Origin of the sequence: Proteus sp. TSJ240517, from assembly GCF_047921575.1 — a bacterium.
GTDB lineage: Bacteria > Pseudomonadota > Gammaproteobacteria > Enterobacterales > Enterobacteriaceae > Proteus.
Window position 1 is genome coordinate 301659 of sequence record NZ_JBLRMH010000004.1, and the last position, 23214, is coordinate 324872.

Consider the following 23214-nt stretch of genomic DNA (forward strand, 5'->3'; position numbering starts at 1 on the left):
TTTGTAATGGGTGTATCTGAACAATTTGAGACACAAGAAATTGTTTCTGTTGAAGGTTCTTCTTTAAAGTTGAGTGTTCTAGAGCCACAACCTGAAAAATTAATAACCGCGCTTAGCGAGTTTTTTGGTGAACATAAACCGATCCGCCGCGCCTTTATTGTTAATGCTCAGGAGCAAGATGATGAAGAGTCATTTTATCTTATTGGTTTAGAAATAACGGGTGAAGAAGATGTGATCATGCAGATACTCCCACAAGCGGCTGAATCGGCTTTTGAATATTTAGAAGAAGGACAATCTCTAGATTTTTGCTTTGTGAATAAAGATGAAAAAGGCGTGAGTCATTTTATGATCCACCATGTATCACCTTTTTATCAACGCAAACTAGGGGGATTCTTAAGAAAAGGCATCCCAATAGTTAATTTGGATAGTTAATACAGCCCTCTAAATTTAGGCGATATCTCATCAGATATCGCTTTTTTTTATCTTATAATAGAAAATTGATTAAATTAGCAAATTGTTTGCATTTTTATATAACACTTTGTTTTAGATAGGTTTTATTTTTAAAGTAAAAATAAGACGACTTTGTTTTGTAATTTATTTCGTCTTACGCGGTAAAAGATAGCTTATTAAGTTATTCTTTATCTTATTAGCATAAAAAAATACATATATTATCTCTGCCTGCATAGAACATCGCATTATTCAGGGGTTGAATTAAAGGAAATGGATATGAACCAAAACCAATTTAGACAATATACAGAAAAGAGAGGCTATCGTTGGAGCTCTCTTGCTGTTGTATTGGCATCAGCATTGGCTCTTACAGGTTGTGATGATAAAACGGATGAAAACACATCATCTGCTGATAAGACGCAAAATACACAAGTGACAGAGCAAAAAGATACCGCTCAGAGCACATCAGGTACTGCAACTCAAATAAGCGAAAAACCAGCAGTTACAACAAAAACGAATAACGAAACTGCATTAAAAAGTAAAGAAGTCCGTGATGAGTTGGCAATGCGTTTTGCTGGAAAAGAAGTCACCGTATTAGATGCATCAGAATTACAGCGTGATGGTGCGAGCACAATGGTTGTGACTTTCTCTGTACCGCTTGATCCTGACCAAAAGTTTGATGATGTTATTCATCTTGTTGATACCAAAAAAGGGAAATTAGAAGGTGCGTGGGAGCTATCTGATAACCTAATGGAACTACGTTTCCGTCATTTACCACCATCAACAGAATTAAATTTAACTATTGATGAAAAAATAAAAGGTATTAATGAACGTACATTAACGACACCTTTTAGCCAGAAACTAACAACAGAAGAAATTTTCCCATCTGTTGGCTTTACCAGTAAAGGATCGTTACTGCCACTTGAAGCGGCTGAAGGTCTACCCATCATTGCGTTAAATGTGGGGCAAGTTGACGTAAACTTTTTCCGTGTTAAAGATGAGCAATTAGCCCAATTCTTAACGCAATGGGAAAGCCGTTCTAATATTAACTATTGGGAATCAGATGAGTTTTTATCTCAAGCTGATCTGGTTTATACCGGTCGCTTTGAATTAAACACAGAAACAAATACCCGTGAAAACGTGTTGTTACCGCTAAAATCAATAGATGCCCTGAAAAAAGAGGGTGCCTACATTGCGGTTATGCAACAAGCGGGTAAGTATTCTTATACGGTGCCAGCAACGGTATTTACATTTAGTGATATCGGACTGTCGATGCACAGTTATCTTGATACGTTAGATATCTTTACCCAATCACTTAAAAATGGTTCTGCATTAGATAAAGTAGAAATTCGCCTATTAGATGAAAAAGGTGGATTGATTTCTAAAGCACAGACAGATAGCCAAGGGCATGCCACACTTGAGAAAAGTGATAAAGCACGTTTATTAATGGCTATTCGTGATGGGCAAACCAGTATGATTGACTTGCGTAAACCTGCGCTTGATCTGTCTGAATTTGATATTGGTGGCCCACAAGGTTATAGCAAACAGTTTTTTGCTTTCGGCCCACGTGATCTCTATCGTCCCGGTGAAACATTGATCGTTAACGCATTGCTACGTGACGGTGATGGTAATCCTATTAAAGAGCAACCTGTTAAAGTCGATCTGCTTAAAACAGACGGGCAAGTGTCTCGTAGTTTTGTTTGGCAACCTGAAAAGGGGCTTTACCAATTAAAATTAGTTATTCCTGCGGATGAAAATACTGGTACACGTACCTTACGTTTTGATGTAGGCGATGGTACACCTCGTTTCTATGAGTTTCAGGTCGAAGATTTTATGCCAGAACGTATGGCATTAGAAATCACTGGTAAGAAAGGCATTTTATTGAGTGGTAATGACGCTTATTTTGACATTAAGGGTCGCTATCTTTATGGCGCACCAGCTGCCGATAATCGCTTACAAGGGCAAGTCTTCTTAAAAGCCTCTCGTGAAGCTGTCAGTAAATTACCTGGATATGAATTTGGTACTGTAAAAGATGAAAACTTCAGCCGTCTACTGGATGAGTTTGAACTTAATTTAGACTCTGATGGTGAAGGTGAGTTAAGTGTTGATAGTGAACGCTACGCTGAGTTGAAATCACCTATCAATATTATTCTACAAGCAAGCTTACTTGAAGCGGGTGGACGTCCTGTTACTCGTCGTTATCAACAAGCAGTTTGGCCTGCCACTCATCTTGCGGGTATTCGTCCTGTCTTTCCTAAAAAAGAAGTCTACGATTATCGTACAGACAAATATAAATCAGGTTATAGCGTTGATGAAAACTCAATGGCTGAATTTGAAATTGTCTATACAGACCAAGACGGCAAAAAACTACCTGCTAATGATCTGAAAGTGAAGTTTATCTATGAACGCCATGATTATTACTGGCGTTGGTCTAGTTCGAATGGCTGGGAATCTGGCTATAACGAAAAAGATCTGCAAATGGATGAGCAAACAATTAAGATTGCGAAAGATGGCACCGCAAAAGTGGCATTCCCTGTTGAGTGGGGCTCTTATCGTATTGAAGTTGTTGATCCTAAAACAGAATTAGTTAGTAGCCTACGTTTCTGGGCAGGTTATTCTTGGATGGATAACACTGGTGGAACAGGCGCGGTAAGACCAGACCAAGTTAAATTGAAACTGGATAAAGATGGTTATTTACCGGGCGAAAAAGTTAAGTTAAACATTGTTGCACCTCATCCGGGTAAAGGTTATGTGTTACTTGAATCAAGTAATGGACCTTTATGGTGGCAGGAAATTGATGTACCAGAAAAAGGGCTTGATGTTGAAGTGCCTATTAATAAAGAGTGGGCAAGACACGATCTCTATCTGACTTCTGTTGTTGTAAGACCAGGAGATACTTCAAAACAAGCGACAGTAAAACGTGCTGTGGGTATTTTGCATTTACCATTACAGGATAAAAACCGTCGGATTGATATTTCACTTGATGCACCTGAAAAAATTCGCCCTAACCAAGATTTAAAAATTCGTATTAAAGCGAATCCAGTTGCTGGTCAGCCATTACCTGAAAATATTAATGTATTAGTTTCTGCGGTTGATACTGGTGTATTGAATATCACAGAGTATAAAACCCCTGATCCTTACGATGCCTTCTTTGGTCGTAAACGTTATAGCATTGACCAATATGATGTTTACGGTCAATTAATTGAAGGGCAAGGTCGTTTAGCTAACTTGCGTTTTGGTGGTGATGGTGGTGAAGCTGCCGCATTATCTCGTGGTGGCAAAAAGCCATTAACTGATGTGCAAATTATTGCTCAACAAACAGCTCCTGTAAAATTAAATGCTCAAGGTGAGGGCGAAGTTTCTTTGCCTATTCCAGAGTTTAATGGTGAAGTTCGTTTAATGGCGCAAGCTTGGACTGCGGATAAATTTGGTAGTCAGGAAGGTAAAGTTGTTATTGCTGCACCTTTAGTGACTCAGCTTTCATTACCTCGCTTTATGGCTGGTGGTGATAATGCACTTTTATCGTTAGATTTAACCAATCTGACAGATGATGCACAATCTATTACCTTAAATTATACCGCTTCAGGGTTGGTGGGGTTAGGTGGCGCTGAAAGCAAAACTGTCTCGCTAACGAAAGGTGAACGTACTCAAATTCAAATCCCAGTAAAAGCGAAACATGGCTTTGGTCAGGGGGAATTCTCACTGTCTATTTATGGTATTAAAGTACCAGGTGAAGAGATTAAACCTTATCACAATACATGGAATATTGGTGTTCGCCCTGCATTCCCAGCAGAAACTATTCATTATGCAAGCACATTGCAAGATGGTGATACTTGGCGCTTACCATCAGAAATTTTAAGTCGCTTTAATAGCTCAACGCTTGAAGGTGAGTTATTACTAACAAGCCGTCCTCCGTTACAAGTGGCGCGTTATGTTAGAGAGCTATTTGCTTATCCTTATGGTTGCTTAGAACAAACAGTCAGCGGGCTTTATCCTTCACTGTATTCAACAGAAAAAGAGTTGAAACAGTTGGGAATTAAAACGCAAACTGATGCTGATAGAAAAGCGGCTATTGATAAAGGTATTGCTCATCTGCTGACGATGCAAAAGTCAGAAGGCGGATTCTCTTTATGGGATCAGGGGGGACGTGAAGAATATTGGTTAACCGCTTATGCGACTGACTTCTTATTCCGTGCGTCACAACAAGGTTATTCAGTTCCAACTGATTCATTAAAACGTGCGAATGATCGTTTATTACGTTATTTACAAGATAAAAGCTTAGTTAACTATGAATATGCGGTTAATCAAGATGCAGCACGTTTCTCAGCAAGGGCTTATGCCGCGTTAGTATTAGCTAATCAGCAAAAAGCACCTTTAGGTGAATTACGTCGTCTCTATCTTGAGCGTAATCAAGCAGGAAGTGGTTTAGCCTTAGTTCAGTTAGGTATCGCATTAAAACTGATGGGGGATGGCAGCCGCGCTGAAAGCTTGATTGCTGAAGGTGTGACAACAACGCGTAAATATAATTATGGATTGGGCGACTACGGTAGCACCATTCGTGACCAAGCATTAATTATTGCATTGTTAAGTGAAAATAACCTTGAAACACAATCTCGTGATGCAAGTGTGATGACACTATCTGATAACTTAACAAGCCGTGAATGGTTCTCAACCCAAGAAAGTAACTCGTTATACCTTGCTGGGCGCTTCTTTATTAATATGGCAGAACAGCCTTGGGAAGTTGCTGTTAATCGTCAAGTTCCCGCAATCAGTAGCGATCGTGCAGTCAATGAGACATTAACATCAGCACAATTACAAGAAGGCTTAGAGCTAAATAATCGTGGTGGTGCCGCGATTTATTCTCGTATGAATATCGTGGGCTATCCTAAAGTGGCTCCTGCTCCTTATAGTAATATATTAAATATCCATCGCAGTTATTATGATTTGAAAGGAAACCGCGTTCATCCTAATCGCTTACAAAGTGGTGAAATGCTGGTGGTTAAACTGGAAGTTTCTGCTGATAGAGACGTACCTGATGCATTAGTTGTTGATTTATTACCAGCTGGTCTTGAAATCGAAAACCAAAACTTAGCATCAAGTAGTGCAAGCTTAAGTGATAGTGCTGCAGACTTGCAGGAATTTATCGACGATATGGGACAAGCGAATATCAAACATCTTGAGTATCGAGATGATCGCTTTGTTGCTGCTATCTCTGTTGATAAATATCGCCCTACGACATTGCTCTATTTAGCAAGAGCTGTAACACCAGGTAACTATCAAGTACCACCACCACAAGTTGAATCCATGTATGTGCCTTATTGGCGTGCAATAGGATCAACAGAAACCAAGATTGACGTTGTTCCTTAAATCTTGTAGCCCTTTCTTCGGAAAGGGCTTTTTCCTTTGAGTGATTGAATGAAACTAGGATATAAACGGCTTATTGCTGTTATCATTATTTTTTTGCTAACAACGCCAATTTTAGTCTGGATCGCAGATAAAATTTGGCCTCTCCCTGATCCTGAACCTCAAATTGCGACTATTGTTACAGCGCAAGATGGTACTCCTCTTTGGCGCTTTGCCGATAAAGAAGGGGTATGGCGTTATCATGTCAAACTTGCTGATGTCTCTCCTGAATATTTAGAAGCTTTAATCACTTATGAAGATCGCTGGTTTTATCAGCATCCTGGTGTTAACCCGATGGCGATATTACGTGCGGCGTGGCAAGATCTAAGTTCAGGAAGAATTGTGTCAGGCGGAAGCACGTTATCAATGCAAGTGGCTCGCCTTATTGATCCTCACTCCCATACTTTAGGGGGAAAAATCAAACAGCTTTGGCGCACCTTGCAATTAGAGTGGTATTACTCAAAAGATGAAATTCTGGAAATTTACCTCAATAGAGCACCCTTTGGCGGTACGTTAGAGGGCATTGGTGCTGCAAGTTGGGCTTATTTAGGCAAATCACCCGCTGATTTATCTGCGGGAGAGGCGACATTAATGGCTGTATTGCCACAAGCACCAAGTCGTTTACGACCAGATAGATATCCTGAACGTGCTCAAGCTGCCAGAGATAAAGTATTAGATAGATTGGCTGAGTATCAAATATGGCCACAAGAAAAAGTTGATGAAATCAAAGAAGAGCAGGTTTTATTAGCGCCAAGGCAAACACCGCAATTAGCACCACTGCTGGCTCGTCGTATGTATAACGAAAAGCGAGAGCCTGTTATTACCACCACGATTGATATCAATATTCAACGACAACTCGAAGATATTGCGAATCAATGGAAGTATCAATTAGCGGATAAAACATCCTTAGCCATCCTAGTTGTTGATCATACGGATATGAGTGTGAAAGGGTATGTTGGTTCTGCTGATTTTAATGACAATTCGCGCTTTGGTCATGTCGATATGATTAGCGCATGGCGTTCGCCAGGTTCAACATTAAAGCCATTTATTTATGCACTCGCATTAGATGAAGGGCTTATTCATGCAGAATCACTCTTACAAGATGTTCCTCGTCGATTTGATAATTATCGTCCTGGTAATTTTGACTCTGATTTTAATGGTGCGGTCAGTGCCAGTGAAGCACTAAGTCGTTCTTTGAATTTGCCAGCAGTACAACTTATCGAAGTGTATGGTGCAAAGAAATTTGCAGCGAAATTGCGTCATAACCATCTTGAAATGCGCTTTCCTTATGGTTCAGAGCCAAATTTAGCGCTGATCTTAGGAGGAACTGCAACACGAATGGATGAGCTCGTTTCCGCCTTCAGTGCATTAGCAAGGCAAGGAAAAACAGCACCGTTGCGTTTTAAGCCGGAACAAATAATAGAAAACCGAGTGTTGATGTCACAAGGTGCAGCATGGATTGTCAGACGCATATTAGCCGGAGAAGCCAGACCTCGCCCAGATAGTGCAATTTCACCCGTTGTTCCTTTAGCTTGGAAAACAGGGACAAGTTATGGCTATCGGGATGCGTGGTCTATCGGTGTGAATGCTCGCTACACCATTGGTGTTTGGGTGGGCAGACCTGATGGAACACCTGTTGCAGGGCAATTTGGCTTTGCAACGGCTGTCCCTATTATGAATCAGGTCAATAACTTATTAACTGGCTATTTCTATCAAAATAAACAAAGACCACCTACTGATTTACGTCCTAATAGTGTAACAGCAGCAACAATCTGTTGGCCGACAGGTAAGGCATTACCTAAAGAAGATAGTAACTGTCGAGTTAGTCGTCGAAGCTGGATCTTAGATAACACTATTCCGCCAACTTTATTGAATGATAGCCAAGAAGGTATTTTGGGGATCAACGAAAAAATTTGGTTAGATGATGAAGGTAAACGCACTGGGCCTAATTGTCCTAATGCAGAGTTAAAAGATATTGCTTTATGGCCGATAGCATTAGAAGCATGGTTGCCTGAAAAAGAGCGCAGAGCAAAACGACTGCCACCGATTTCTGAAACTTGCCCACCAATTAAAGAAGATATTATTCCCTTGTTTATCTCGGGTATTCGTGCGGGTGATTTATTAAGGCCATTACCTGGTGAAACTAATCTCGAAATAACAGTTTCTACGCAAGGAGGAAGTGGTATGCAATGGTGGTTTTTAAATGGTGAGCAAATAGGTAAAACAGAAAACGGAGAAACATTCTCTTATTTATTAGAAAAACGAGGTAAATATCAACTTTCTGTGCTTGATCTAAGTGGTCAAACGGATATGGTTAATTTTATATTTCGTTAAACTAAATCAATGGAATAAATGAGAACTGAGAGATTTTTCACTAAAATAGGTTTTTTAATAAAGATAATTAGACTATTTATCGAGTGTCATTTCGGTTCTTTTTTATTCTTATTTTCAAGTTTGAACATGGAATACGTCAAAAATGTGATTAGATCGATAATTTATAACTTTTTTGCCACAGTTTCTTAAAAAAAAGGATATTCAATCTGTGCAATTTATTTTTATCCTCCTATAATCGAGCCCTATTTTTTGCAGGGAATGCGGTTTTTGATTCGTTTTTCCATGATCTGCGATAAAAGAAATAACAAAAGTTATCATTAATAAAATAATTTAGAGGTAAGACATGGCTATTCAGCGCACATTTTCTATTATCAAACCAAACGCAGTGAAAAAAAATGTTATCGGCGCTATCTATCACCGTTTTGAAAGTGCAGGTTTTAGCATCATTGGCGCTAAAATGTTGCATTTAACGCGCGAACAAGCTGAAGGCTTTTATGAAGAACACAAAGGCCGCCCTTTCTTTGACGGTCTAGTTGAATTTATGACTTCTGGTCCAATCATGGTTCAAGTGTTAGAAGGTGAAAATGCGATTCAACGTCACCGTGATCTGATGGGCGCAACTAACCCAGACAACGCATTAGCAGGTACATTACGTGCTGACTACGCTGATAGCTTTACTGAAAACGCGGTACACGGTTCAGATTCAGAAGCTTCTGCTGCTCGTGAAATCGCATACTTCTTCACTGAAAACGAAGTTTGCGCGCGCTAATTTATTAGCATCTCTACGCGAAAAACAGTACAATGCGACGCCCTGTTTGATAATTAACAGGGCGTTTTTTATTATTGTTTATTATACAAATATATAAGTATCCCATTAGCATCAATGCTAATGCAGGCCGCATAGTGTAACAACGAGGCAATGTCATGACCCAATCTACCACTCCAGCGCCAAGCGCTTCTGTCGCTGTTTCTAAAGAAAATACTGTGAATCAAAAAACTAAAATTAATCTGTTAGATTTAAATCGTAAACAGATGCGTGAGCTTTTTGTCTCTATGGGCGAAAAACCTTTCCGTGCTGACCAAATTATGAAGTGGATGTACCACTACTGTTATGACGATTTTGATCAAATGACAGATATCAACAAGGTGTTACGCAATAAATTAAAAGAAATTGCTGAAATTAAAGCACCTGAAGTTTCTGAAGAACAACGTTCAACAGATGGCACGATTAAGTGGGCAATTAAAGTTGGCGATCAACAAGTAGAAACTGTGTACATTCCAGAAGATGATCGCGCAACATTATGTGTTTCTTCACAAGTGGGTTGTGCTTTAGAGTGCAAGTTCTGTTCAACTGCACAGCAAGGTTTTAACCGTAACTTGAAAGTGTCTGAAATTATTGGGCAAGTTTGGCGTGCAGCTAAAATTATCGGTTCATTAAAAGAGACAGGCCGTCGTCCTATTACTAATGTCGTGATGATGGGAATGGGTGAGCCATTACTAAATTTAAATAATGTTATTCCAGCACTTGAAATCATGATGGATGATTTTGGTTTTGGTCTATCTAAACGTCGTGTCACTGTCTCTACATCAGGTGTTGTACCTGCATTAGATAAATTAGGTGATGCTGTGGACGTGGCTTTAGCTATTTCATTGCATGCACCAACTGATGAAATTCGTGATGAAATCGTTCCAATTAACAAGAAATACAATATTGAAATGTTTCTTGAAGGTGTTCGCCGTTATATTGCTAAATCAAACGCGAACCAAGGGCGAGTGACTATTGAATATGTCATGCTTGATCATATTAATGACAGCACAGACCAAGCACACCAATTAGCTGAGCTTTTAAAAGACACGCCGTGTAAAATTAACTTAATTCCATGGAACCCGTTCCCAGGTGCGCCATATGGACGTAGTTCTAATAGCCGTATTGACCGTTTCTCTAAAGTATTAATGGAATATGGCTTTACGACGATTGTACGTAAAACCCGTGGCGATGATATTGATGCGGCTTGTGGACAATTAGCAGGTGATGTTATTGACCGTACAAAACGTACACTGAAAAAACGCCAACAAGGTGAACTAATTTCAGTAAAAGCAGTCTGATACAGTTGGATATCTCTTTCTTTGTGAAGTGTATTACATAATTACAATGTAGAGAGAACAAGGATGAATATATTTGAGGAATAAAACGATGATAAGGATATCATCAGTAGTTATAACTATTGGCTTGATGCTATTGACACTTGGTTGTCAATCATCAGCCAATCAAGAACGTGTTGCAGTGTCTACACGTTTACAATTAGGTGATGCTTATTTAGCTGAAAGACAATATCAAATAGCGCAATATCATTTCCAAAAAGTGTTATCAGTGATGCCAAATCATCCTGATGCAAATTTAGGAATGGCATTAACATCGCAGTTATTAGGAAATTCTATTCAAGCGTTAGATTATTACAAATTAGCGATGAACTCGAAGCCAGTAAATGTTAATGTATTAAGGCTTTATGGTAATTTCCTTTGTGAACAAAAACTATTAAACAATAATAGTGTGTTAATTGAGGATATACCGCCAGATTATTTGGTCTGTCAGCAAAGTGATAATAAAATATCAAAAAATTCGCGGTGATATACGTTAAGGTACTTTGTGCTTTTGCGAGTTCATCAATGTTAAACATCCAATAGCCACAGTGCCTAGATTGCTAATGAATACTGAAAACAAAACCGAAGAAGTGAAATTAACAGCAGGTCAACTTTTACGTCAGGCACGAGAAAAAGTAGGGCTAACACAACAAACTGTTGCTGATCGACTTTGTTTGAAGTTATCAACAGTGCGCGACATTGAAACAGATTCTGTTTCTTCTGATATTGCACCCACATTTTTACGCGGATATATGCGTTCTTATGCCAAGCTCGTTGGTGTTCCTGAAAAAGACATCCTTGGTTTTATCGACCAACAAGCGCCTGTTAAACAAATTAGAATGACAACCACACAAAATTACTCATTAGGCAAACGTCATAAAAAACGTGAAGGTTGGCTGATGAAAATCACTTGGGTGATTTTGATTGTTATGATTGCATTAGTAGGTGTTTGGTGGTGGCAAGGTCATCAGGCGGATCAACAAGAATTAGTCTCTATGGCATCTCAAGACGTAGGGCAAAATAGTACACAAGAAAACACCAACACGATAGATTCTCCTTTAGCAACCTTAGATAATACGTCAACATCTGAAGGTGATAATTTACAAGTACCTGCGTCGCCATTAGTTGATAATCAGGCGAATAATGTCGCTACATCACCAACGGCTGAAACGACGTCACCAGCACCAACAGAAGTGAGAACGGTTCCATTACCAGTCTCACCACTAACAACATCAACAACTTCTCGAGCAAATTCAACGCAAGAATCTACTTCATCGGAAGCTCCTGCTATTGCGAATCAATTGGTTCTTATGTTTGATGGTGAATGTTGGTTAGAAGTTCGTAATGCTCAAAATAAAGTCTTATTTAATGGTATTAAGAAAGCGGGTGATCGTTTGGAATTTGATGGTGAGCAACCTTATAAACTAAAAATAGGCGCACCTTCTGTTACTCGCTTACAGTTTAATGGTGAATCTGTTGATTTAAGCCGTTTTACTGGAAAAATAGCGAAAATAACAGTACCGAGCGCTTAATCTGACTACACCTTTGAGCAAGCATGGAAGCATGGGAGAATTAATCAATGCATAAAGAATCACCTATTATTCGTCGTAAATCGACACGAATTTATGTGGGCAATGTACCTGTTGGCGATGGCGCTCCTATCGCGGTACAGTCGATGACGAATACACGAACAACAGACGTAGAAGCGACTGTTCGCCAGATAAAATCTCTGGAACGTGTAGGGGTGGATATTGTTCGAGTTTCTGTACCCACAATGGATGCTGCGGAAGCATTCAAATTAATTAAGCAACAAGTTAATGTGCCTTTAGTCGCTGATATTCATTTTGACTACCGTATCGCATTAAAAGTCGCTGAATATGGTGTTGATTGTTTACGTATCAATCCAGGTAATATTGGTAGTGAAGAACGCATTCGCCAAGTTGTTGATTGCGCCCGTCACAACAATATTCCTATTCGTATTGGCGTAAACGGCGGTTCACTTGAGAAAGATATTCAAGAGAAATACGGAGAGCCAACACCTGAGGCGTTAGTTGAATCGGCGATGCGCCATGTGGATATCCTTGATAAGCTGAATTTTGAACAATTTAAAGTCAGTGTAAAAGCTTCTGATGTTTTCCTTGCTGTTGATTCTTACCGTTTGCTAGCAAAAAAAATAGATCAACCATTGCATCTTGGGATCACCGAAGCGGGTGGTGCAAGAGCGGGATCTGTTAAATCTGCGATTGGTCTTGGGATCTTATTATCAGAAGGTATCGGCGATACATTAAGGATCTCATTAGCTGCAGATCCGGTTGAAGAAGTTAAAGTCGGTTTTGATATTCTCAAATCCTTACGTATTCGTTCTCGCGGAATTAACTTTATTGCTTGCCCAACGTGTTCTCGTCAAGAATTTGATGTTATTGGAACAGTCAACGAATTAGAGCAACGTTTGGAAGATATCATCACACCTATGGATGTTTCTATTATTGGTTGTGTTGTTAATGGACCAGGCGAAGCTGAAGTTTCAACGCTAGGTGTAACTGGCGCTAAAACACGAAGTGGTTTTTATGAAGATGGTGTGAGACAAAAAGAGCGTCTTGATAACGTTAATATGATTGATTTATTAGAAGCGAAAATTCGAGCTAAAGCATCAATGCTTGATGATAGTATGCGTATAAATATAAATCAGCTGGACAAATAATACTCAAAAAACTGGCTCATTAATCAATGAGCCAGTTTTACTATTGATTTCACATTGAATACTGATTGATTTCGCTTCTATAATCAGCCTAACAATCAATTAATAACTATTAGAGAAGAAAAGTGGCACAAAAAATCCAAGCCATTCGTGGTATGAACGACTATCTACCTGCTGACACTCGTGTATGGCAGAAAATTGAAAATACGCTAAAACAAATTTTAGCGGGTTACGGCTTTAGTGAAATCAGAACACCTATCGTAGAGCATACCCCTCTATTTCAGCGAGCAATTGGTGAAGTGACCGATGTTGTTGAAAAAGAAATGTATACTTTTACCGATCGTGGCGAAGATGCTCAAAGTCTGACATTACGCCCAGAAAACACAGCAGGTTGTGTTCGTGCGGGTATCGAGCATGGTTTGCTTTATAACCAAGAACAACGTTTATGGTATTTAGGACCAATGTTCCGTTATGAGCGCCCTCAAAAAGGTCGTTATCGTCAATTTCACCAGTTAGGTGCAGAGGTCTTTGGTCTACAAGGCCCAGATATTGATGCGGAATTAATTATGCTAACTGCGCGTTGGTGGAAAGCGTTAGGTATTGCAGAACACGTAACATTAGAACTTAACTCTATTGGTTCATTAGAAGCGCGTGCTAAATATCGTGAAGCGTTAGTTGCTTTCTTAGAGCAGCACGTAGATAAGTTAGATGAAGACTGCAAACGTCGTATGTATTCTAACCCATTACGTGTTTTAGACTCAAAAAATCCAGAAATTCAGACTTTATTGAATGATGCGCCTGAACTTTTCGATTATCTTGATGACGAATCAAGAGCGCACTTTGATGGTCTTTGTGCTTTATTGGATGCTGTCGGTATTACATATCGTGTTAATCAGCGTTTAGTTCGTGGTTTAGACTATTATAACCGTACTGTTTTTGAGTGGGTAACTAGCGCATTAGGTTCACAGGGAACCGTGTGTGCGGGTGGCCGTTACGATGGCCTTGTGAAGCAACTTGGTGGACACCCAACACCAGCAGTTGGTTTTGCTATGGGGATGGAACGCATGATCTTATTAGTTCAAGCGGTTAACCCTGAATTTGTTGCAGATACTAATGTCGCTGATGTTTACCTTGCTTCATTTGGCGAAAAGAGTCAAAGCGCAGCATTAATGCTGGCTGAAGAAATTCGTGATCAATTACCAACATTACGTTTAATGACGAATCATGGTAATGGTAACTTTAAAAAGCAGTTAGGGCGTGCTGATAAACAAGGCGCTAAAATTGCTCTGATTTTAGGCGAAGATGAAATTAATGCCGGCACTGTTGCAGTGAAAGATTTGCGTTCAGGGGAACAAACAATCGTTGCTCGCAATGAGCTCGCTCAGCAATTGACTCTGTTATTAGGTTAAGGAGAGACTTGTGGAAGTTTATAGCACCGAAAACGAACAAGTTGATGCAATTAAACAGTTCTTTAAAAACTACGGCTTAACTATCGTTTTAGCCGCTGTTATTGGTTTTGGTGGTGTGTTTGGTTGGAAATATTGGCAATCACATCAAACAAATCGTCTGCAAGAAAGCGCAGGTGCTTTTGCAACAGTCAGCGAGGCACTTGCTAAGCCTACGCCTGAAAATATTGCATTAGCTGAAAAATTTGTTACTGAAACGAATGATATTTATGGCGCTTTAGCTTCATTAGAGCTAGCCCAAATCGCTATTGATGCTAATGATTTAGTCAGTGGTGAACGCCATCTAACGAATGCTGTGGCAAAAGTAAAAAATGACGCATTTGCAGATATGCTTAATCTTCGTTTAGCTCGTGTACAATTAGCATTAGATAAAACAGATGCTGCTTTAGTTTCGTTAGAGCAAGTGAAAGGCAAAGCATGGAATGGAATGAAAAATTATATCCGTGGCGATGTCTTAGCGAAAAAAGGCGATAACACGGGTGCTACAACCGCTTATCGTAGCGCATTAACTGATGAAAATGCGGGTGCTATTCGCTCACTGGTTGAACTTAAACTCAATAATTTATCCAATTAAAGGGATCTTCAGACATGCAACTGCGTAAAACTCTCCTGGTTGGTCTACTAGCATCTGCTTTGTTGGCAGGATGTTCTAGTGAACAGGATAATGTGACAATGTCTCCATTGCCTGAGGTGCAAAGCCAATTTACACCTAGAGCTGTTTGGGACAAATCAGTTGGAAATGGTATTGGTAAATACTATTCTCACTTGTCACCAACATGGGATGGCGCAGTTGTTTATGTCGCTGATCGCCATGGTTTAGTGAAAGCATTAGATGTAGAAACAGGTAAAGAGCTTTGGTCGCAAGATCTCTCTATTAAAACAGGTTTTCTTTCATCCAATGAGTCCGCATTACTTTCTGGTGGGTTAACAGTTTCAGGCACTCGCGTTTTTGTGGGAACTGAAAAAGCGAAAGTATACGCACTGAACACTGAAGATGGCTCCATTGATTGGGAAGCAGATGTTGCTGGTGAAGCCATTTCAAAACCTGTTGTTAGTGATGGTTTAGTACTTATTCATACCAGTAATGGTATGTTGCAAGGACTCGACTTGTTAAGTGGTGAGATTTCTTGGACTATTAACTTAGATACTCCATCATTATCTCTTCGTGGCGAGTCTGCACCTGCTGTTGCTTATGGCGCAGCTATTATTGGTGCAGATAATGGCCGTGTCAGTGCAGTTGTTCTTTCTCAAGGGCAGTTGATTTGGCAACAAAATATTTCACAAATTAAAGGCTCTACTGAAATTAGCCGATTAAATGATGTGGATATCACACCGATTATTGATGAAAATACTGTTTATGCAATGGCGTATAACGGTAATTTAGTTAGCCTTGATATGCGTTCTGGACAAATTCTTTGGAAACGTGAGTTAGGCTCAGTCAATGATATGGTGCTGTTGGGTGATAATCTTTACCTTGTTGACCAAAATGACAGAGTTTTATCTGTTCGTAAATCTGATGGTGTGACATTATGGACACAAGAAGATTTATTGCATCGCAATTTAACTGCTCCGGCTATTTTTGATGGTTATTTAGTGGTTGGTGATGCAGAAGGTTATCTCCATTGGATTGATACCAATACAGGTAAATTTATTGCACAAAACCAAGTGAACAGTTCAGGCTTATTAAGTCGCCCTCAAGCGGTACAAGATAAACTGATGATCCAAGCTCGCGACGGTAAGCTTTATCTTTATAGTCGGTAATTAATTGCTGACAAATCTATTTATTTTACGGCTCCTTTAAAGGAGCCGTTTCGTCTTTTTAGTAATTACATGTAAAATACAATCAGGTTTGTGATTGTATTTTTATGAGGCATCAAAAAATGATACCCGTTATTGCCTTAGTAGGGCGCCCTAACGTGGGTAAATCCACGTTATTTAATCGACTAACACGCACAAGAGACGCTTTAGTTGCCGATTTTCCAGGCCTCACCCGTGACCGTAAATATGGTCGAGCAGAGTTAGAAGGCGAAGAATTTATTATTATTGATACCGGTGGTATTGATGGTGCTGAAGAGGGTGTTGAAACCCATATGGCATCACAATCGCTACAGGCTATTCAAGAAGCCGATATCGTACTGTTTTTAGTTGATGCTCGTGCGGGCTTGATGCCAGCAGACCAAGGTATTGCAAAACACCTTCGTGGTGTTGAGAAAAAAACGTATTTAGTTGCGAATAAAACTGACGGTATCGATATTGATACTGCATTAGCTGATTTTTACTCTTTAGGATTAGGCGAAATCTTCCCAATTGCTGCATCTCATGGTCGTGGTGTTGCTCAATTGATTGAACAAGCACTCTTACCAATTACGGGTAAAGTAGTGGAAGAAGAGCTAGAGCTGACTGAAGAAGAAGAAAATGCGGCTTATTGGGCTGCATTAGAAGCAGAACAAGAAGCACAAGCGTTAGAAGAGGAAGAAGACGACTTTGATCCTTCTACATTACCGGTAAAATTAGCGATTGTTGGTCGTCCTAATGTCGGTAAATCAACATTGACAAACCGCATGCTTGGTGAAGATCGTGTGGTTGTTTACGATATGCCAGGTACAACCCGTGACAGTATCTATATTCCAATGGAACGTGATGAAAAAGAATATATCATCATCGATACAGCGGGTGTTCGTAAACGTGGTAAAGTAAAAGAAACAGTAGAAAAATTCTCTGTTATCAAAACATTACAAGCCATTGAAGACTCTAACGTTGCATTGCTGGTTATTGATGCCCGTGAAGGTATTTCAGATCAGGATCTTTCATTATTAGGTTATATCTTGAATGCAGGTCGTTCATTAGTCATTGCTGTTAATAAATGGGATGGCATGACACAAGACGATCGCGAACAAGTAAAAGCCATGCTTGATCTTAAACTAGGCTTTGTTGACTTTGCGCGTGTTCACTTTATTTCTGCATTACATGGTAGTGGCGTGGGTAATCTTTTTGAATCAATTCAAGAAGCCTATGTCTGTGCAACGCGTCGCGTAGGAACTTCTATGCTAACTCGCATCATGAAGATGGCAGAAGATGATCATCAGCCACCAATTGTTCGTGGACGTCGTGTAAAAATGAAATATGCACATGCTGGTGGTTATAATCCACCTGTTGTAGTTATTCATGGTAATCAGGTCACTGATTTACCAGATAGCTATAAGCGCTATTTGATGAACTATTTCCGCCGTACTCTGCAAGTGATGGGTACGCCAATCCGTATTCAATTTAAAGAGGGTGAAAACCCTTATGCGGATAAGAAAAATAAATTAACACAATCTCAGTTGCGTAAACGTAAGCGTTTAATGTCACATTTGAAGAAATCGAAATAAGTTAATTTAACGTCAAAAAATAAAAACTGAGTTCAATTTATAATGAACTCAGTTTTTTTATACCTGGAATTTATTGATTAGCTAACATTTTTTCTATCATGAGTTGAGCAACAATGGCTTGCTCTCCACTTGTCGATGGCTCTGTATTATTCGTAACACATTCAATAAAGTGTTCCACCGCCCCAATAAAACCTCGTTGTAATAAAATGGGGTCCCAATTTTCTGGATGTTTTTCAGTGAGCCTACTTCTGCTTTCACTGCGCCATAAATTCATATTTGTAATTTGATGGATTGCATCTTCATCAACGGCAATAATCTGCTCTTGCTGGCTTCCTGCTTTTCTGTGCATTGATGTTGTTATCCAGCAATCGTTGATTTTTAAATGGTGTTCAGCATAAAAAAGTGCATTTTCTTTTGTTTGGATAATACTACCACTCAATAATTTAGCGTTTGAACCTGCTAACCAAAGCGCTGTATCAACAACATGTAAATAGTCATCAAACAAGGTAAAACGAGTCTCTTTAGGGTCGACACTATCACATCGATGTTTATCAATTCTTAAAGAAGAAAGGTGGGTAATATTTTGTTTCAACTGATGATAAAAGGGGGCAAAGCGGCGATTAAAACCCACCATGAGTTTTTTATTTTTCTTGGCAGCAAGCTCAATAAGTGCCTCAGATTGGTGAATATGTTCTGTTAAGGGTTTATCAACATAAACATGTACACCTGCGTTTAATAAATAGTCTATAACTTCGAAATGACTTGAAGTTGTACTATGTACAAATATCGCATCACACTGTTGAGCTAAAGCACTTAAGCTAGTGAATAAAGGGATACGATAAGTGGCACAAATTATATTCCCTTTTTCCTGATTAGGTGAAAATGCGCCTATAAATTCCCACTTAGAAGCTTTACTTAAAATAGGTAGATAAACTTTTTGTGCAATTGATCCTAAACCGACCATACCAATACGTAATTTTCTCATTATTTACCTTCCTTATTTCTTAGATGGCATGATTAGTTTAAGACAAGAAAAATGATAAATTTTTCAATTTTATATTTTTTCAACATACTTGCATGATGGGAGCTTTGATATATTTTAGTGAGATAAATTATGAAAAATAGATATCACTGTCTTAAATGAGGTGTCACAGCTTATTTAACATTTAATTTGTCGTTTTTTATGCTCAATGATTATTCAATGAGATTAAGCTTCATAAAAAATTAATTATTTCTTTAAAAAAATAGCTAAAATGCAATTGATTCCCATTCGTCTTAATGAGCCATTACTTTGAAAAAAACGATCATCATTGCATCAATTTTTACGCTTTCTGCATGTGCAACACCTGAAAAATGGGAAGCAAAAACTACAAATCCATCACCGTTAGATATTGCTAAGAATATGTGTATGCAAGAAGCTAAAGCGCGATATCCCGCGAGATATGTGGCTTCAAGCCAGCCTTCTTTTGCTCCTATGAGTATAAATGGTAAAGATATTCCTAATTCAGGCGCAGGAGCATCTCTTCCTTCCGATGCTAATGAATGGGAACGTAAAGACTATTTCAATACCTGTATGAGAGCAGAAGGGTGGGAAAACAAAAATAAAGTGACAGGTTTACTGGCTTTTTTGTTTAATTGATTTTAGGAAATATTTGTTATTAAACTTCTCGTTTGATTCTAGTAAAGCCACATTTTTAATGTGGCTTTACTCTCAATGAATGAAGTATTTTATACCCACTCTTTTTGGATCAAAAAGTCACTGTATAACTTTGCTTCTGGGGTATTCGGTTCGGGTGAGTAATTGTACTCAAAACGGACTAAGGGAGGCATCGACATTAAAATGGACTCTGTTCTTCCGCCGCTTTGCAAGCCAAATAATGTACCTCTATCCCACACTAAATTGAATTCAACATAGCGGCCACGGCGATAGAGTTGGAACTGGCGTTCACGCTCTCCCCAAGGCATTGATTTGCGCTTTTCAACAATAGGCAAATAGGCATCAAGATAACCAAGCCCAACCTGTTGGACAAATTCGAAACAATGGTCAAAATCTGGAGTATTTAAATCATCAAAGAAAAGGCCACCTACACCACGAGGTTCATTGCGGTGTTTAATATAAAAATAATCATCACACCATTTTTTATAACGAGGGTAATAATCTTCACTAAAAGGAGTACAAACCGATTTAGCTACTTTATGCCAATGAATAACATCTTCTTCAAACCCATAATAAGGTGTTAAGTCAAAGCCACCACCAAACCACCAAACAGGATCTTCTCCCTCTTTTTCAGCAATAAAAAAACGCACGTTAGCATGAGAAGTTGGAATATAAGGATTAAGAGGGTGAATAACTAATGAAACACCCATTGCTTGAAAACGACGTCCTGCTAATTCAGGGCGATGTGCAGTGGCAGATTTCGGTAATGTGTCGCCATAAACATGCGAGAAATTGACGCCAGCTTGTTCAAAAAGAGCGCCATTGGTTAAAACGCGAGTACGACCACCGCCTCCTTCTTTTCTTTCCCAGTTATCTTGCTGAAAAGTGGCTTTTTGGTCTATGTTTTCAAGAGAGCGACAAATCGTATCTTGTAGTGATAAGAAAAATTCTTTAACGCGATGAATATCAGGCAAATTCATAATAACCTACAATTTTTATCATATTTATTAAAAATAGAACTCCATATTGTCTATGTTCTCATTTTCAAGTTGATTCATAAACTAAACAAGCGATAATAAATTCAGATTTATGTGACCGATAATGGGCAAAACCATGGAAATACGTGTATTTCGCCAAGATGATTTTGAGGCAATTATTACACTTTGGGAGCGTTGCGATTTGATATCGCCTGATAACGATCCTGAAATTGATATTGAAAGAAAAATAAACCACTCACCAGATTTGTTTCTGATCGCCGAAGTCGCGGGTGAACTCGTGGGTAGTGTGATGGGGGGCTATGATGGTCATCGTGGTTCTTTATACTATTTGGGCGTTCATCCAGATTTTCGAGGAAGAGGCATTGCGAATGCATTGATCTCTCGGTTAGAGAAAAAGCTGATCGCGAAAGGGTGTCCTCAAATTACATTAGTTGTACCAGAAGAAAATGATGCAACAATTTGTATGTTTGAGAAGTTATTGTATGAAGATCAAAACCAAGAAAGCACAACTTATACTAAACGATTAATTGTTGATCAGGATTTTGATCTTTAATTGTGTTTAAAACCCCTGATATCTTTAGGGGTTATTTCTCTTCCCTTTCTATTCTTCCCTTTATGCTCATCTCTTTTTTCTTTGTTTCTATTCTTACATTTGTACTTCTTATTTTATGCGTAAAATCTGATATTGCCTTTTCTGTGGAACAAAATGTTATGTTGATGGTCGTAACTAGGCTTTCTTTTCATGTGGTTATCTAAGATCAAATCAGTAAATATTTTGTTATGCTGACTTATCGCAACTGTTTTAGCCTGATGATTGAGACGATACAAAGAGTAAGATAAGGTGTACTTAATAACCTCAATATCTATTTTAATGTGTGACGAAAAAGTTTAACGGAGAAATAAATGATGCCTAAGTTTTGGTTACCCTTGTGTTTAAGCACAAGTGTTTTGCTATTAAGTGGCTGTTCATCCATGGGAGGAATGTCTTTTTCTGCACTAAATCCGATGAATTGGTTTTCAAATGATACGTTAACAATTTCTGCCAATGGATTAGGAAATATTACCAGCTCAACCAAAATAGCAGAAAGTGAAATAAAAAATGAGCTAGGGAGTAGCTTCAATTATCGTGAAGGCATGGAGATGCAAGGTAGCAATATTATTGTTGTAGTCCAAGCGCTTGAAGATAATAAAGTTCAAGTGGCTTTCTATGGCAAAGAAAAAGGCACTGTTGAGAAAATAGAAGTCTTTGATGCCAAGGCTACGACAGATTGGGGTACAACGATGGGTACACCATTTAAAGATATCTATAAAAAAGCATTTGGTGTGTGCAGCAAAGGTTCTAAAGATGAAAAACAGAGAACTATTTTATGTCAATCCACAGAAGCTAAATCGGTGAGTTATGTCTTTAGTGGTCAATGGGATGGTCCTGATGGATTAATGCCACCTGATGAAGTTCTATCTAACTGGACGTTAACGCAAATTATTTGGCAGAACAAATAGCCTTCACGCTATTCCTTATGCTATTCCTTATAAAACAAGGAAGATTTTATAATCAGACTGTCCGATTTTTGTTAAAAGGCAAATCTTCAGAAAAAAATATTCGATATAATTAACATCATTCTAGGTGTTTTGATTATTGATTAGGAAAGCAATATGTCTCATGCACAAAGTGGCATTTTAGTCGCACATAGTAAATTTGGTCTTTTTATCGAAGCAATGGTTGTCGGTGAATTAGAGGCTCTGCGTGAAGGATGTCAGAAATTCATGCAATCATTATCTGATTTACAAAAGCAATTTCCTGATGCATCACTAGGCGCAGTTGTTGCATTTGGTTCTGATCTCTGGAAAAAACTTTCCGATGAAAATAGCGCACCAGAGCTCAAACCTTTTCGCCCTCTAGGTAAAGGTTTAGCGCCTGCAACACAGCGCGATCTTCTTATTCATATCCAATCTATGCGTCATGATGTGAATTTCTCACTAGCACAAGCCGCAATTGCTGCTTTTGGTGATGCAATCAAAGTTGAAGAAGAAATACATGGTTTCCGTTGGATAGAAGAGCGCGATTTAAGTGGTTTCATTGATGGCACAGAAAATCCACAGGATGATGAACGTTATGGTGTTGCACTAATTAATGACGGCATTGATGCTGGTGGTAGTTATGTTTTAGTGCAACGTTATGAGCATAACCTGAAAAAATGGGCTCGTTTTAGTGAATCAGACCAAGAAAAAATGATCGGTCGCACTAAAAAAGACAGTGTTGAACTTGATGAATCTGAGCGTAATGTGACATCTCATGTTTCTCGTGTTGTGATTGAAGAAGATGGTGAAGAGCTAGCGATTTTACGCCACAGCCTGCCTTACGGTACTGCAAGCGGTAAACATGGTTTATATTTCTTAGCTTACTGTGGTCGTTTATATAACATCGAGCAGCAACTATTGAGCATGTTTGGTGAATTAGACGGCAAACATGATGACCTATTACGTATGAGTAAACCTGTAACGGGAAGTTATTACTTCGCACCTTCTTATGAAGTATTAAAATCACTGTGATTATTATCTAGTGTTAAATACGCTTTATTAATGAAATGCCTGCTTTAAAAGCGGGCATTTTTGTCTGAATTTTTTTCATATAAAGAGTAATTGATGCAAATTTAATTAATTAGCCTGAGTTTTATTCATTTTTAATATCTTATAGTTA

The 23214-nt window shown here is 38.8% G+C and carries 18 protein-coding genes; 16 read left to right on the forward strand and 2 right to left on the reverse strand.

Going from position 1 to position 23214, the window contains the following annotated elements:
• Window positions 1–6 precede the first annotated feature (6 nt).
• From ACNARN_RS09415 to der, 12 genes are all read left to right on the forward strand, one after another.
• Entirely contained in the window at window positions 7–432 is a 426-nt protein-coding gene (locus tag ACNARN_RS09415) for an enhanced serine sensitivity protein SseB C-terminal domain-containing protein (RefSeq protein ID WP_349442986.1), read from the forward strand.
• Between the two features lie 288 nt (window positions 433–720).
• Window positions 721–5814, forward strand: a complete 5094-nt coding sequence (locus ACNARN_RS09420) for an alpha-2-macroglobulin (protein WP_198632667.1) — start codon at window positions 721–723, stop codon at window positions 5812–5814.
• Between the two features lie 48 nt (window positions 5815–5862).
• Window positions 5863–8184, forward strand: coding sequence for a peptidoglycan glycosyltransferase PbpC (pbpC, locus tag ACNARN_RS09425; protein ID WP_416304396.1), 2322 nt, complete (start codon window positions 5863–5865; stop codon window positions 8182–8184).
• Between the two features lie 343 nt (window positions 8185–8527).
• Window positions 8528–8953 (forward strand): nucleoside-diphosphate kinase, encoded by a 426-nt coding sequence (gene ndk, locus ACNARN_RS09430; RefSeq protein ID WP_023581630.1) that lies wholly within the window; start codon window positions 8528–8530, stop codon window positions 8951–8953.
• A 155-nt stretch (window positions 8954–9108) separates the two neighbouring features.
• Window positions 9109–10290: a bifunctional tRNA (adenosine(37)-C2)-methyltransferase TrmG/ribosomal RNA large subunit methyltransferase RlmN gene (locus ACNARN_RS09435; protein ID WP_023581631.1), complete on the forward strand. Its 1182-nt coding sequence runs from the start codon at window positions 9109–9111 to the stop codon at window positions 10288–10290.
• Window positions 10291–10378: 88 nt separating this feature from the next.
• Window positions 10379–10813: a hypothetical protein gene (locus ACNARN_RS09440; RefSeq protein WP_198619733.1), complete on the forward strand. Its 435-nt coding sequence runs from the start codon at window positions 10379–10381 to the stop codon at window positions 10811–10813.
• A 76-nt stretch (window positions 10814–10889) separates the two neighbouring features.
• Window positions 10890–11858, forward strand: coding sequence for a cytoskeleton protein RodZ (rodZ, locus tag ACNARN_RS09445; protein WP_416304397.1), 969 nt, complete (start codon window positions 10890–10892; stop codon window positions 11856–11858).
• Between the two features lie 47 nt (window positions 11859–11905).
• The gene (ispG, locus tag ACNARN_RS09450) at window positions 11906–13027 is read left to right on the forward strand and encodes a flavodoxin-dependent (E)-4-hydroxy-3-methylbut-2-enyl-diphosphate synthase (protein ID WP_196534106.1); all 1122 of its coding nucleotides are present in this window, start codon (window positions 11906–11908) and stop codon (window positions 13025–13027) included.
• A gap of 122 nt (window positions 13028–13149) precedes the next feature.
• Window positions 13150–14433, forward strand: coding sequence for a histidine--tRNA ligase (hisS, locus tag ACNARN_RS09455; protein ID WP_036912557.1), 1284 nt, complete (start codon window positions 13150–13152; stop codon window positions 14431–14433).
• Between the two features lie 10 nt (window positions 14434–14443).
• Window positions 14444–15064 carry a YfgM family protein gene (locus tag ACNARN_RS09460; protein WP_109370956.1) on the forward strand — a complete coding sequence of 207 codons (621 nt, stop codon included), beginning with the start codon at window positions 14444–14446 and terminating at the stop codon, window positions 15062–15064.
• A 14-nt stretch (window positions 15065–15078) separates the two neighbouring features.
• Complete coding sequence (bamB, locus tag ACNARN_RS09465; protein ID WP_109370955.1) at window positions 15079–16251, forward strand: outer membrane protein assembly factor BamB; 1173 nt, start codon at window positions 15079–15081, stop codon at window positions 16249–16251.
• A 119-nt stretch (window positions 16252–16370) separates the two neighbouring features.
• The gene (der, locus tag ACNARN_RS09470) at window positions 16371–17861 is read left to right on the forward strand and encodes a ribosome biogenesis GTPase Der (protein WP_098942308.1); all 1491 of its coding nucleotides are present in this window, start codon (window positions 16371–16373) and stop codon (window positions 17859–17861) included.
• Window positions 17862–17931: 70 nt separating this feature from the next.
• Here the strand turns inward: der and ACNARN_RS09475 are convergent, their stop codons facing one another.
• On the reverse strand, window positions 17932–18846 hold the full coding sequence (locus tag ACNARN_RS09475; protein WP_416304398.1) for a Gfo/Idh/MocA family protein: 915 nt from the start codon (window positions 18844–18846) through the stop codon (window positions 17932–17934).
• A 306-nt stretch (window positions 18847–19152) separates the two neighbouring features.
• Between ACNARN_RS09475 and ACNARN_RS09480 the strand changes: the two genes are divergently transcribed.
• Entirely contained in the window at window positions 19153–19500 is a 348-nt protein-coding gene (locus tag ACNARN_RS09480; protein ID WP_232797509.1) for a hypothetical protein, read from the forward strand.
• An 89-nt stretch (window positions 19501–19589) separates the two neighbouring features.
• Here ACNARN_RS09480 and hemF read toward each other — a convergent pair whose 3' ends face one another.
• Window positions 19590–20498, reverse strand: a complete 909-nt coding sequence (hemF, locus tag ACNARN_RS09485) for an oxygen-dependent coproporphyrinogen oxidase (RefSeq protein ID WP_198625814.1) — start codon at window positions 20496–20498, stop codon at window positions 19590–19592.
• 133 nt (window positions 20499–20631) lie between these two features.
• On the opposite strand from hemF, the gene ACNARN_RS09490 reads away from it, so the two are divergent.
• The 3 genes from ACNARN_RS09490 (at window position 20632) to ACNARN_RS09500 (ending at window position 23066) form a co-directional block, all read left to right on the forward strand.
• Entirely contained in the window at window positions 20632–21069 is a 438-nt protein-coding gene (locus tag ACNARN_RS09490) for a GNAT family acetyltransferase (protein WP_109371471.1), read from the forward strand.
• A 350-nt stretch (window positions 21070–21419) separates the two neighbouring features.
• Complete coding sequence (locus ACNARN_RS09495) at window positions 21420–22016, forward strand: RpoE-regulated lipoprotein (protein WP_416304399.1); 597 nt, start codon at window positions 21420–21422, stop codon at window positions 22014–22016.
• Between the two features lie 153 nt (window positions 22017–22169).
• Entirely contained in the window at window positions 22170–23066 is an 897-nt protein-coding gene (locus ACNARN_RS09500) for a Dyp-type peroxidase (RefSeq protein WP_109370951.1), read from the forward strand.
• Window positions 23067–23214: the final 148 nt, after the last annotated feature.

Bases quoted from the DNA above. Each gene is read 5' to 3' on its own strand.
- ACNARN_RS09475 (WP_416304398.1), bottom strand. From the start codon at position 18,846: ATGAGAAAATTACGTATTGGTATGGTCGGTTTAGGATCAATTGCACAA.
- ndk (WP_023581630.1), top strand. From the start codon at position 8,528: ATGGCTATTCAGCGCACATTTTCTATTATCAAACCAAACGCAGTGAAA.
- rodZ (WP_416304397.1), top strand. From the start codon at position 10,890: ATGAATACTGAAAACAAAACCGAAGAAGTGAAATTAACAGCAGGTCAA.
- bamB (WP_109370955.1), top strand. From the start codon at position 15,079: ATGCAACTGCGTAAAACTCTCCTGGTTGGTCTACTAGCATCTGCTTTG.
- hemF (WP_198625814.1), bottom strand. From the start codon at position 20,498: ATGAATTTGCCTGATATTCATCGCGTTAAAGAATTTTTCTTATCACTA.
- ACNARN_RS09420 (WP_198632667.1), top strand. From the start codon at position 721: ATGGATATGAACCAAAACCAATTTAGACAATATACAGAAAAGAGAGGC.
- ACNARN_RS09440 (WP_198619733.1), top strand. From the start codon at position 10,379: ATGATAAGGATATCATCAGTAGTTATAACTATTGGCTTGATGCTATTG.
- ACNARN_RS09490 (WP_109371471.1), top strand. From the start codon at position 20,632: ATGGAAATACGTGTATTTCGCCAAGATGATTTTGAGGCAATTATTACA.
- ACNARN_RS09500 (WP_109370951.1), top strand. From the start codon at position 22,170: ATGTCTCATGCACAAAGTGGCATTTTAGTCGCACATAGTAAATTTGGT.
- ACNARN_RS09495 (WP_416304399.1), top strand. From the start codon at position 21,420: ATGATGCCTAAGTTTTGGTTACCCTTGTGTTTAAGCACAAGTGTTTTG.
- ispG (WP_196534106.1), top strand. From the start codon at position 11,906: ATGCATAAAGAATCACCTATTATTCGTCGTAAATCGACACGAATTTAT.
- ACNARN_RS09435 (WP_023581631.1), top strand. From the start codon at position 9,109: ATGACCCAATCTACCACTCCAGCGCCAAGCGCTTCTGTCGCTGTTTCT.
- pbpC (WP_416304396.1), top strand. From the start codon at position 5,863: ATGAAACTAGGATATAAACGGCTTATTGCTGTTATCATTATTTTTTTG.
- ACNARN_RS09415 (WP_349442986.1), top strand. From the start codon at position 7: ATGGGTGTATCTGAACAATTTGAGACACAAGAAATTGTTTCTGTTGAA.
- der (WP_098942308.1), top strand. From the start codon at position 16,371: ATGATACCCGTTATTGCCTTAGTAGGGCGCCCTAACGTGGGTAAATCC.